This is a genomic window from Pseudoalteromonas sp. GABNS16E, from assembly GCF_028598715.1.
Classification (GTDB): domain Bacteria; phylum Pseudomonadota; class Gammaproteobacteria; order Enterobacterales; family Alteromonadaceae; genus Pseudoalteromonas; species Pseudoalteromonas atlantica.
The window spans coordinates 44,776-57,846 of the sequence record NZ_JAQREZ010000030.1; the positions used below are offsets into that span (position 1 = coordinate 44,776).

5 protein-coding genes are annotated in these 13,071 nt (G+C 45.0%); all 5 read right to left on the reverse strand.

The features are described 5' to 3' along the window. Positions 1–50 precede the first annotated feature (50 nt). Genes PSI06_RS12955 through PSI06_RS12975 form a run of 5 tightly spaced genes read right to left on the reverse strand, consistent with a single transcriptional unit; the run spans position 51 to position 12,826 of the window. Positions 51–677 carry a hypothetical protein gene (locus PSI06_RS12955; protein ID WP_273603898.1) on the reverse strand — a complete coding sequence of 209 codons (627 nt, stop codon included), beginning with the start codon at positions 675–677 and terminating at the stop codon, positions 51–53. Continuing rightward, positions 667–3,534, reverse strand: a complete 2,868-nt coding sequence (locus tag PSI06_RS12960) for a hypothetical protein (protein WP_273603897.1) — start codon at positions 3,532–3,534, stop codon at positions 667–669. The genes PSI06_RS12955 and PSI06_RS12960 overlap by 11 nt, the downstream gene beginning before the upstream one ends. A gap of 2 nt (positions 3,535–3,536) precedes the next feature. Then, a complete protein-coding gene (locus tag PSI06_RS12965; protein ID WP_273603896.1) occupies positions 3,537–11,849 on the reverse strand; it encodes a hypothetical protein in 8,313 nt (2,770 codons plus the stop codon). After that, positions 11,842–12,252, reverse strand: a complete 411-nt coding sequence (locus PSI06_RS12970; protein ID WP_004586577.1) for a DUF6950 family protein — start codon at positions 12,250–12,252, stop codon at positions 11,842–11,844. The genes PSI06_RS12965 and PSI06_RS12970 overlap by 8 nt, the downstream gene beginning before the upstream one ends. Continuing rightward, positions 12,236–12,826, reverse strand: a complete 591-nt coding sequence (locus tag PSI06_RS12975) for a hypothetical protein (RefSeq protein ID WP_004586576.1) — start codon at positions 12,824–12,826, stop codon at positions 12,236–12,238. Before PSI06_RS12975 ends, PSI06_RS12970 begins: the two co-directional genes overlap by 17 nt. Between the last annotated feature and the right edge of the window lie 245 nt (positions 12,827–13,071).

A 13,071-nucleotide genomic window follows, 5' to 3' on the forward strand; every position in this document is an offset into this window, starting at 1 on the left:
GTTTAGTCTAAGCTTAAACCCTAGTTAATTTTGAACTCTTTTAAATTGGTTTATTCAGTCCAAAACTCGGCTTGTTTCGCGCCAGCCAAACGCAGTGCTAAGGCTAATTGACCCTTAGTTACGATAGCCTTTTCATTATTAGCCAAAACCCACGGTATGGTTTCACCGTCTTGCATTGAAAACGAGGCGCGCCCCATTCGGCTTTGGCTCGCTTCATCACCATCAAATACCATGCCGTCTACTTCTACGGTTAAGGTGTCTAATAGCTTTTGACGATTTAATTTAAAAATGGTGCGGGCGTAAGGGGCAAGTACGTCCTCAACGGTTTTTACGGCTGGCTGTTCTGGCTCTGCGGGTAATGGCTTAGGTTCAGGCTCAATTAGCTCGCCTTCTTCATTTTCTAAGGGTTCAGGTAGGTTTGCGTTGTATTGCTCAACTTCCAGCTTAGCCACCAAGTAATCGTAATAGCTTTGCGCCCAATCCCACTGTTCACCCAAGCTCGTTAACTCAGCAAATTTATTAATCACCTCTACCGGCTTATTGAGCGCAATTAAGCGCTCAATATCCTGTGTGGTTTTAGTGTCAGGGCGTGGGAGTAATTGCGGCAAACCTTGCTCGTTTAAAACTGGTGCCTGGTCATCGTCAAGGACGATAAAATCTAAAATCTTATTTATCATTTTTAATCCACCCTAAAGGTTCAACAATACGTGCGGTGCCATACACAACGCTATTACCGTTATCATCTAAGCGCGTTGCTTGGTTGTCGGTGATATGAATTTTGCCATCATCGCCCCAATCACTCGCAGCGTCATCATATGTAAGCTCTGTGTATGCATAGTTAATAAAGCCTTGCTGGTTTTCGACTACGTTGTAGTTAAGGGTTTTAAAGGCTGAACTGTTGTTAGCCGGCGGTGCCGGATTTATAACTGAATGTGCCGCTGGACTACCTGAAAGGCTCAGTTTATTTGAAAATATATTAAAACTATTCAAAGGTATATTTTCTAGAATGTTAAGCCAGTTTCTTTGTGTTGGTATCTTGTCAATCAGAGAATACTGTAACGCACTGTAAATACGGTCACTGTAGAATGAAACATTTTTAACCGACTCTGCCCCCCCGTAAATCTCACTATTTTCACTAAACTCTGTCATTTTCGCTTTGGCTGTGTAGATCCACAAACGAAGGGCGTCCGCAGGTAAGGCAACTTCTAGGATGTTTTTTGCAGCATCAGTGACGACAGTGGAACTTAATCTCCAAGTTTCCCCTAAATCGTCAGAGTATATAACCGATATTGCCGATCCTTCCTGTTTTTTAGTTAGCCTGTATTCCTTGTTTGTCCCGTCGGGAATTTCAGGATTCCAACCACCAACCCACCCATCTTTTAAATCATCACAAAGAAGAATGTTAGAAGGGTCGCCGATTACTTCTGTGTAAGTGTATTTACCTGATATAGATACATTTTCAGTGCTTGAAACAATCACATGGGTTACTGTCTCTAAGTTATTTAACGTATCATCAGATATAAAGCCTGTTGAACCAGTAGATCCAACCCTTGATGATTGAACAGTCCCATCACTAGAAACAACATAAAACTTAGCTCCAGTTGTTGCCAAAGCCCCTAGATTGGAGCCTGCTATATATATGTTTCTGGATGACCCCGCAACTGTCAGTTGCCCTTCTATAACATATGTTTTTAGTAATCCTTCCCTGCCATGATATTCACCAGACTTAATAGCTAAATCAGCCTCAGCAAAATCTTCTTGAGTTAGACCCCAAGCCGAATAGCGCATATCACGACAAACGCCGCCTTGGCCGCTGGCGTAGATGGCGTCGAAAAAACGGTTATCTGCTCTACCAGAGCGCTGCCCAGCAATGCTGCCCCTAGGATCTCCCCACTTAAAACAAGATTCTAAATTATTCGCCAACCCCGAAAGGAATGGGTTGGTTCCGAACGAACCTCCATCTGCATACCAAAAAGAGTCATTGCCATTACTTGTACTATTATTATCTGTTAAAGAAACACGACCACTTCCTAATGGGTTGTAGCTAGGATGATAAGCTCCTTGGTTAAGCCTATTCACTGTGCCGCAAATGAGGAAATAACAGTGTCCTTCTATAACAGATAATTGCAGCGCTGAGCCTTGCCCTGTCCAATGCCCTAACTTCGATTTGTCGGTACGTTTACCTGAGTCGTTAGGTGGTATAAAGTAAGTGCTAGGGGAGCCATAAGAGGTAATGGCGTTTATGCCGCCTTGAGCATGAAGATACATATTCACATTTTTTTTCGGTGTTAGAGCGCTTACTCCACTGACCGATAATTCTTCCCAATCCCCATTGCCAACACCCGCAAAACTACGCCCACGGACACACCATTGGTAAAACTTACCCGTTGCATCATCAAAGTAAATATTATTATCAGGGTTACTTGCGATAGCGGTGCGCTGCGCCTCTGTCGCTGTTTGCCAGTTTACGCCTTTGCCGGTGCTTGAATCATCACCTTCATACCATGCAAAATACGTATCTGGGCGCACGTTATCTGTAACCGTTGCAACACCATTAATATTCGTAGCTTGCGATTGAATCAAGCCCTTATCATATACAAACGGGTCTGTATCATTAATCTCACGTAAAAACGCTTCAAAGCCCCACGCATCAACGCGGTCAGTTACTACCTTGTTGGTATCAGTCTCACTTGCAAATGCAATTGCCGGCGTTGCATGAGTTACGCTAATACCCGTTGCACTGTCGTATGTTCGCGTGCCATCTTCTGCGGGTGGGAACTTTATTGACGTTGCGGATTTGTCATTAAAAATATCGCCCGAATAATGATTAATATTTATCACGGATAACACACCGGCAATATTTATTATGGGGTTTTCGGTTTTAGAGATGCCTCCAATATAATTCTCTCTACGTCCAAAGTGTAGCGCTTTTGATGCCTCCACGCCCGCCTCATGCACCCACATGCCTTGGTTTACGGGGACGATATTTCCAGATGACTCCCCATGCTTACCAAAATGCACAAACCCACTGGCGGCAAACTTTTCATTATTAGCCGCTCTACGCGCTTCAAACTCAACCTTACGCATCGCCCATGGGTGGGGGTGGTAAGCGTCTAGTTGAGCTTGGGCTTCACTTTCAATTTGCTTGAGTGTTTTAACTGTGGTGGTTGTGCCATCAATATTTACAAACGTTACGGTGCCGGTTTTTGTTTGCCAGTCTTGCATGGCCACAAAGTTATCATTCACCAATAAATTAGCATTTTTTAGGGCATCGGCCACGGCTTTGTATTCGGCTGTGCTAGGTAACACAATGGCGGGCTGGTTGTTCTTGTTGCCTTGGCCCCAGTTTTTGGTTAACTCAATAACGTGTTGACCGTTATCATTAATATAGGTGCGATTAATAGCTACAGGGTCACTGCCTGTAACAAATAAAAAGTCACCTTGGCGTACGTTCTCAGGGCTTTCGCCACTGTTTATAACCACGGCTTTTGAGCCGTTAGCTATCGTGATTTGTGAGGCAGAATACTCAGCCATAATTAATCCTCTTGTGAAATAATTGAAAGTTTTTGTGAAGGGTTTTGCCATGAGCCGTAAATATTTACGCCTGACCGGCTTGTTATTGCGAGCTTGTACGTTCTGTCTGTAGTGGTTCGCTTATTGTCTGTATAGGTAAAAGACCCTGACGCCGATTGGGTTAGTAGCCAATGGTATGAGTCGGATTCACGATCATACTCATTATTAACAATTGTGCCCGCGCCGTGGTAGGTTTGCGTTTGGCGCGCTACCCATGAGCCATTTACTAACTCTGATAGCTGTATGGTGTATACGGGATCGCCTGGCTTTCCTGCAGGGTTTGTGCTTGTACCCGAGGCCATCGAGTTAAGCTGCAATGAACACACAATATTAATTACGCCACCATTTGAGCCAAATGGGCCAATTTCGACAAAGGCATCGGCTGATAAGTCGGTGGTTGTAAGCGCGGTGCTATACGTACCGGCCACAATAGAGCCACCAAAGTAACCGTTGCCACCGGTGTCTTTCCATTCGAGGGCATTGGCTTTTGTTAGGGCAGCTAAGTTAGGCAAACCATTGCTTAGTATCTTAGGGCCATACCAATACCAAACATTATCTGGCCCAAAACCTGGTGCATACTCTATTTTCATAAAGCTATCACCTATCAGGTCGATACGAGGTGAAGCGATACGTGTACCTGCTCGTAATACTTTGGCGTCAACGGTATCGTCAATCAGTGCGCTACCGTGAACGTGTAGTACATAGGATTGCCAACTACTGCCGGTATAGCGCTTAGTTGTTTGCACCGCTGGGTCACTGGCTTTATAAATGGTTACACGGTCATGTATAACCGGCGCACTTGGCAGGGAGTTATTCGCCGTTGAGTCATACCAAACGCCGGTACTTGTGGCCACTTCAATTTGTACCGAGCCACGGGTGCCATCTTGGCCGTTCTGCCCGTTCTGGCCGTTCTGCCCATCTTTGCCGTCCTCGCCTTTAATAATATACTCGGCAGGGGCAGACCAATAACCACGAGACCAATTTTCGCCGCCTGTGTCTCTATAAATAACTTTAGAAACATAGGTTGTTTTACCTTCTACGTAATAAGGCGAATCATGCCACCCATTTGGGAACGTTTCGGTAGTGCCATTAAATGTGCCCCCCGAAGGTTGAGCGGGCATCGTGGTTGCGGCTTGATAAATCAGGCTGTGATAACTGCCGTCTTTACCATCAAAGTAATCAACACCTTTAACGGGGGTATATCCGTCATTTCCATCCTTAACCACAATGCTATTACCGCTGCCATCAGTAATGGTATGGGTGCCGTTTCCATTATCTGTTACCGTTGGTATTGGCGCATCATCACCATCATTACCATCTTTAATGGTTATTGAACTCGTACCACTTTGAATCGTGTACGACCCATCAGCGTTGGTGGTGATTTGAGGTGTTTGGCCATCTTTAGGAATGCGCCCCATCAATAAGCCAAGACTCATTTCCTCGCCGGTGATAGCCTCAATTCGTGGACGGCAAAACATGGCATACTTATCGTTTTTAGCATAAAACCTAAATACACGGTGCACATGTGTATTTGAGCTATCACTTTGCTTAAACTCACTACCAGATAACACCTTTTCACCGGTTTCTGGGTCATAAACGCCAGAGATACCGGAGTCTTGAGCATCCGATTTATTAATGCTGTGTAAAACACCCACAACCAGATACCACTTTCTTTTGGCGGGTAAGTTACCGTGGAAAAAATAGGGGTTGCCGTTGTCGGTGTGATCTAGGTTTTTACATTGGCCACACCCTAAATATACGCTATGGTCTTCGCCCTCATCTTCACGTATCCATACGCTGTAGCGATAAGAAAGATTTTTATTTGTGTTTGGTACTTCGGCAGTCCAACCACCTGCGGGGCCATCAGCTTCTAAGTCAGAAACCCAAACGGGTTCATACGTTCCCTCGGGGCCAATCCATGAGATAACTTTGTTGTGTTTCTCTGCGCCATTTTGGTGGTAAATACCTTGCCACCCAGTGGTATTTTCAACCCAATGGTCTTGTGAGCGAATTAAGTTTGTATAGGCACTTTCGCCTTGTTCGCCTTTTTCACCATTTTTAGCTAAAACGTTAGCCTCTGACCATTGGTTAGCTTCAATGGTGCTGGTTTCAAATGGACTGGCTGTAAATGCCGTCCGTACATAAATAGGGTCATTACCGCTGGGTACGGTTAAGCTCCACCCACCGGTTAGCCCGTCAAGTGAGGTGCTTTCAAAATTATATGTTGCACTCCCTGTGGGGCGGTTTGGTGTGCTTGTGCCTCGTTTATATATATTGATCGTGGCAGAATTTAGACCGTCTGTACCTTCCTTGCCGTTAACCGAAAATATTACGGGGTTAGACCACTCTGAGGGCTGTATTGTGTCGTAACGTCCTGTGCTAGATGCACTTGCCATTATTACATATAAATGCTCTGTACCTTCAGGAATGGTGCTGCTCCACCCATTTAGTGTTTGAGAGGCGAGTTGTTTACTGACAAAATCATAAACAATAGGGTCATGAGGTTTGTCGGGTAAATTATTGGCTCTTTTGTATAAATACACGGGTGCAACACTCACCCCATCGGCACCATCTTGGGCGCGTATATCATCTACGCTATCTACGGCATACCCATCACCTAACACCATGCGGCCACGAACTGTTTGCACAGGATTAGCCGGATCAGTGTTATCAACGTATATCGTTGGCACAAAGGTCTCACCGACCATAACACCGTGGCGTATTACATCAGCCACTAAATCTAAATTGCCGGTTTCTCCATCGTTATAACCGGCCACACTCACGGCGCGACCATTGTTATCAAGCACCCACCCGCCACGGGCCACTAACTCACCGTTTACCTTTTTAAAGACTTGTTTTAACTCTTTAATGCTGGCTGTGCTTTCCCCATCACTAATTTGTAAGTTAGAAATGTACTCAGCTAATGGGCCTTGAACCCAAGACCCCCCTTGATCAACACAGACTACAGCATCATTTTCGCTGGTAATGTTGCCCTCAGCATCAACACAGTAGCCAACGGCGGTGCGGGTGTATTCTTGCGCTGTGGCGATAGCTTCATTTTTTGCTTGGTCGGTGTCGTTTTCAATCTTACTGGTTAAGGTTTGCGAAAGTGTTGTAAACGCCTGATTTTGACTTGCAAAGGTTTCAGCGACTTCATCAAAGCTACTAATGGTATCGGCCACAAACGATTCAAACTCTTGATCGCGTACTGTATTAGCTTCATCAATAGTGGCAATGGCTGTGGTTACGTCACTAAATCGGGCGGTTACGGTGTCAAAGGTGGCAAGGTAGCGTTCATCACGCACCACAGCGGCTTGCTTTTCGTTAGCCACAATTTGATTTAGTACGGTTATTTGGCCGCTGGCCTGTTCAAAAATCGCGGCTAATTCTAGTGCTTGGCTAGCTACAGATTCTATTTCATCCGTTTGCGCTTTTAGCTCGGTTTGAGCCACGGCCAGTTTGGCACCTTCTTTTGTCAGCTCATTATTTTTTAGTAACTGGTTTACCGAGTTGATTACATCGTTTAGGTTTTTATTCTCAAGGTCTAACTCTAAGCCTTGCACCTGCACAATATTATTACTTATGGTGCCGTTGATCGCATCAAGCGTTTGTTCTACATTGGCAAACTTAGCATTTACACTGCCCTCAGCCGCATTAAATACCGTGATTTGCTCTTTAATGTAACCCTCAGCGGCGTTTATAAACTGCTGGGCATTATTGGCTTTTTCCAGTGTGTCGTTCTGGTTAAACTCCTGCAACGTGGCCGTTATGCTATAGTTGCTGTTAAACGTATCAATTAACTGGCTAACGTTACTTTGCGTTTGGTAGCCTTGCTCATTTACATAGGCGGCGCTTAACTCAATAGCTTTTTGTACTGAGGGTAAATTAACCCACGTGTGGCCATCAAGTTCACATTGCGCGGCATCGTTCTGATCAACTATTTCACCGTTGGCATCAACACAATAGCCCGTTGTTGCACGGGTGTACTCGTTGGCCATAGCCAACATGGCTATATCTTGCGCTTGGAACTCAACACGTAATTGTGAAACTTGGCTCGCACGGGCTTGCTGCTCGTTTACTATCGCTTCGTCTAGGCTTACTAAGTCAGATTCGGCCTCACCCATGCGTACTGATAATTGTTGGCGAGCCGTGGCTTCGTTTTCAATATCATCGGCATTGGCTTGTATAAGCTGCTCGGCATGTGCAATCGAGTCGTTTATACCATCAGGGGTATTAACAAACTGGGTGATCAGGTCGGTAATGGTGCCATCGGCGGCGCTTATCCATTGCTGTGCACTTTTAGCGGCTTCAATCGTACCGTTACTGTCTAACTCTTGTAGTGTGGCTGTAATACCATACTCGCCATCAAAGGTGCTTATAAACTGCTGTACGTTGGCCGCTGTTTGGTAGCCTTGGTTATTAACGAACACCGTGGTGTAATCATTAATTAACTGCACCAAAGGGCCATCTACCCATTCATGCCCTGCAGCAATACACGCTATGGCATCTGGCTCGTCTACCGTGTTGCCATTTTCGTCAATACAATAACCAACTACAGCTTTTAAACGCTCATTAGCTTGCGCTACAGCTTGAGTGCTTTGCGTGGTTATTTCAGCTTTTAGTTCACGTTCTGCAATGGTTCTGGCTGTTTTCTCATTTGCAAACGCTTGGTTCAAGCTCGTTAGGTACGCGGCGTTTTGACCTTGCAGTGCCATTAGTTCAAGGGTTTGGCTTGCTACGTTTTCAACATCATTACTTATTGCTGTTAAACGCTCTTGCGCCGTGGCTATTTTTACACCTTGCACGGCTAAATCTTGCTCAAGCAATAAGTCATTGTACGCGGCTAACACGCCAGCAATGCCTTGGTCGCTAACATCACGCGCTAAACCTTGCACTTGCGTAACACTTGAGGTTATTTGACCCGCTACAGCGTCTAGCGACTGCTCGGCATGGCTCAAACGCTGGTTTACACCCTCGTCACTGTTTAAAATACTGCTAACCTGGTCACGTATTGTGGCCTCTGCGCCATCAATCCATGTTTGTGCGGCATTAGCTTTAATAATGACTTGTTGGTCGTTAAGCTCTTGTAGCGTGGCTGCTATGCTGTATGTGCTATTGAATGTATCAATTAACGTTTGAACGTTACTTTGTGTTTGATAGCCAAGGGCTGTTACCCAATTTGTGGTGGCGTATTGGGCCATAATACCCGTGGCCGCGTTTATGTCTTGTTCAAGCTCAGTGGTTCGAGCTGTAATGTCGGCAAGTGCTAAATCATTGGCGCCACGCTTACCCACTTGAATAAAGTCTATATCACACGCACCAAGATCAAACTCTAAGCTGTTAATGGTGCCGGTATAATCTTGCGTACCCGTAGCATCAACGTTTAAGTTTTCCCACTCATTTGTGGTCGGCTCTGGTAAGTTAATGGTTGAATTGCCGCCATTGAAATAGATTTTACCTAGCCACTGCGCGCCCGCATGCTTACGAACACGCAAACGAAACATTGGATTTTCATCGGCATCATAATTGATTGCTGGGCTAGTGATTTTGCTTGTGGCCACAATGTAACCGGTGGCGTGGTGGCTTTGTGGGTTAAATCCTTCATCACCACTATTAAACTGCCAGTTGTAAGCGGGTTGTAACGCGGCCAATGCACCGGCTATTTGCGAGTCTACTTGTTCAAAGGTGGCTTTTTGGTTTATTTGCGCCGCTTGAACAACTAATTGCGCCTCAGCTTTTGAGATACGGGTTTGTGAACTGGCTAACTCTTGCGCGTTTAGCGAGATTTTACTATTTACCCCATCAACCATTAAAGAGGCGGATCTAAATGCTTCATCGGTGTAAGCGTGAGCGCGGTTAACAATAGTGCCTGTATCTTTATCAATATACACGGCTGCATCAATTAAACGTTCACCTGTTGCGACTCTACGTTCATACTCTTGACGCCAATTAGTGTAGCTAGCAGCGGTGTTTAAAACGCTAAGTTCAATGTTACGAATGGCTAGGCGTTCTTTTTCAATAGCTAAGTTATTTAGCTTGATTAGTGAAGGTAAACCCGTTTCATTTTGTGGGTCTAACACCTCAGTAATGCGCTCTAAATTGGTTATTTGAGAGTTTGATTGTGCAAGCTGGGCTTGTAGGTTGTTAGGGTTTTCTGAATCTATAACCTCAACCTTGCTATTTAAACCCGTGAGGGCATCAATATTTTTTGCAATTAGGCTCGGCAAGTTGTTTTCAGTTTCAGGGCGTAGGCGGTCTACTTGGGTGTTTATATCTTCTATTAGGGTTTGTGCGTCCTTACTGAGCTTTGTGAGTGGTAATTCATTAATGTATTCAGTTAAATCAACGGTAGTTGTAGTGGCCGTAATATTTACCCAATCACTCGAACCTAAGTGATTAACACTGCGAACTCTAAATTTATACTCAGTTTCACTTTTTAAACCAATGCGATTATAAATCTGTGCAAGCACACGTTCGCCACTTTGCGGTTGTGCTACAGAGCCTAAAAACTCCCACTCAAACGCAGTGCCAATACCAGCTGCAGTAATCTCGGCGGTTAATGTAATTTGGTTATAATCAGCAGTTACATGCACAGTCGGCAAAGTAGGGGTGAGTACACTAAATTGCACAGCAACAAGTAATGAGCGCTGGCCAAATATGTTTTTAGCGCTAATACGCGCGGTGTACTCACCCAGTTGCAAATTAGGTATTACAACTTGCGTATAAGTTACAGAGGTTTTAAATACCGCCTCGTTAGCAGCAGTATTAATAAACTCAACATCGTACTCGTGTACAGCAAGCGGCGCAGGGTGGTTCCATTTAATAATACCATTGCCGTCACCATCAATGGTAACCCGTACATCAAAAATAGGCTGAGGTTTGCCCACTAAATAGTCACTGTTTGGCGTTAAATTTTGTGCACCAGGTACTAAATTATCAGCCCATAAATCAGGGGCGTCTTCAACACACATTAAGGTCACGCCGCCATCTAGTCTAAAGCGGCGCTCTGTTACACGGTAAACCTTATTATTTATCGATTCGCCAGGTAAGTTTAAATACACAGTGCGGCCAACAGCTGCAGCTAAGCCTTTGTGTTTAAGGGGTAACTCTATTTCGCCTAAACGTGTTTGTTCTAAATGTATTGTCGCAAGGCGTTGTGCTGTAGTACTACTGCGCACAAATGGGAGTGATATAGACTTTTCAAGTATCTGGTTATCAATGGCTTGATACCCAGCAGACACTACGGGCGGTGCATCAGTACGGTCATAGTTTTGGTCTGGGTCTGTAAAAGTGGCACGTACAACATTAGCACGGTCTCGTAAATCAGCATGCCACTTAATTTTAATATTGCCGTGTACGTCATCCTGGTTAATCGTGTGAGTAGGGTTGCCATACCAGGCACCTACACGAACATACCACTGGCCCATTTGTCTAAATATCTTACCAGCAAAACAGGCTTCTAATTGGTTTAGTACCTCAATGGGTTTGGTGCTAAACGTAAAGCTACCGTTGGTTGTGTAGCGTGGCTCAGTGGTCACAACGCCCTCAGCGTCAGTAAATTCGGCTTCTTCGTCACACACATTTATGGCTGCAATCCACCACTGAAGCGGCAACCGGCTAAACGGTACCTCATACGCACCATAAAATCGTACATAGTGCAGGGCGCACAGTACCGCATTTTGGCTCCAAATCCAGGTGCTTTCATCGTCAGGGTCTTGGCTTGTATCGCGCGGGTCCCATACACGAGCACCGCGTATTAAAAAACCCATATCGCTTATGCCGTCTTCAAACACTTCGCGGTTATTTTCAATTTCTATAAAAATATAGCTTTGACCAAAGCCAATATGCTCACTTGTCCAGCCAGCCATTTTTGCCATTGCTTTCGTGTTTGCAATGGTTTGGCGGCCATCACTTAACTCATAATCCCAACTTTCAGTGGGGTATTCGCTTAGCTTTTTATCAGCAATGTAAATCTCTTCAAGGGCATCAATGGGCGCACCGTTAATTAAAACAATTAACTGCATCCATTTCTTGTCACCTTTTTCAACTTCTGCTTGGTGTGCAATTACCCCCCCAACAAGGTCGCGTCCAAATGTAATGCGCCTAGGCTGGTCTATACCCTTTTGTAACCCCTGGCCAAGGGTCGCTAAATCTTCTTCAGGTACTTCTGGGGATAGAGAGTCCCAAAGAGCACCCACGGTTTTATCAAAAATGCTTCTGCCAAGGCCAAATATATCACCGCCAGTATCTACAACAGTATCAACGACTTTAGACATTGCGCGGCTCCAAAGGATAAACTGCCTTTATGGTGTTCATGGGTAAGCTAACTAAACCGAATTCACCTACGCAAACAACAGCATTAACCGTTACGATACCTCCAACTAGGTCACCTTTAAACTTAACTACTGCTAAATCTCCTCGGCGGGCATACGCAGTAGGTATAGATGGGTTTAAACGGTCTTTAAACACACTTTGAACATCGTTTAAACCGCGTTTAAATAATTGTTTAAACGCACCGTTTTCAGTGCGGTAGTTACCCCTAAAGTCTGCAGCGACATCGTTACCAGTTGCAAATAGCACCCAATCAGCAACAAATAAACAACAATCATTTTTGCCCCATTTAAACGGTTCACAGTTACGTTGGTTAATAAACGCACTAAGCTTAGCGGCGACGTTCATAGCGCTTACCTCCTATGTAGTTACCAGGTTGTGTATCAGGTAGGTTTTGTTTATTGGCGGTGGCTTGTTCACTAAAAAATACATCGCCCGGGTATAGTGATTTTTGGGTAGCATCGTTCCAACGTTGATTTAAACGGGCTTCTTTCCAGCGCTCGCTTTCACCCGCAACACTGAGCTGTATTTGCGATACATCGCCGCGCTCTACGTCACAGGCAACAATGTAGCCGCTTTCAAGCAGCTGGCTTTGGCTAACGCGGTAATGCTCATCAACGGTTACAAGGTAAATTTCACAGCCTTGGCTAATGGGGTCGTTTTCGGCCACCTCAGCTAATACGGATTGGTCTTGAGTATGCAGGGTTAAGCGTATGCTGGTGCTGTCGTTTTTATCGCTGGCGGGTATTTCGCTAACAGTGCCGAGCATACCCACGCCATGCCAGGTTAAATTAGCAAAGCGACGTTCACCCACACCTGTATGCAGTAAAACATCACCACTTTTAAACGCCAGGCGTACAAAAAAGCGCGCGCGACCACTGGTGGCTAAATCATCAAGTAGGGCAGCGTTTAGGCTTTCCATTAAAACGCCTCCCGCCCTTTAATTTTCCAGCTGGTTACAATGCCGTTTTTATACTGAGCACTTGCAAGCCCTTGCTTGTTATCAGCAAGGCGGAACAAACCAACCGGTTGTTTAAAAGTAATTAACCTGAGCTGCACATAAGAAATGGAACTAAATGCCCTTGCGGTGATCAGATCTTTCGACCAAGAAACATAAGATTACCAAGGCAAGGGCATGAATAACTTAGATGCAATTTACGTAGATGT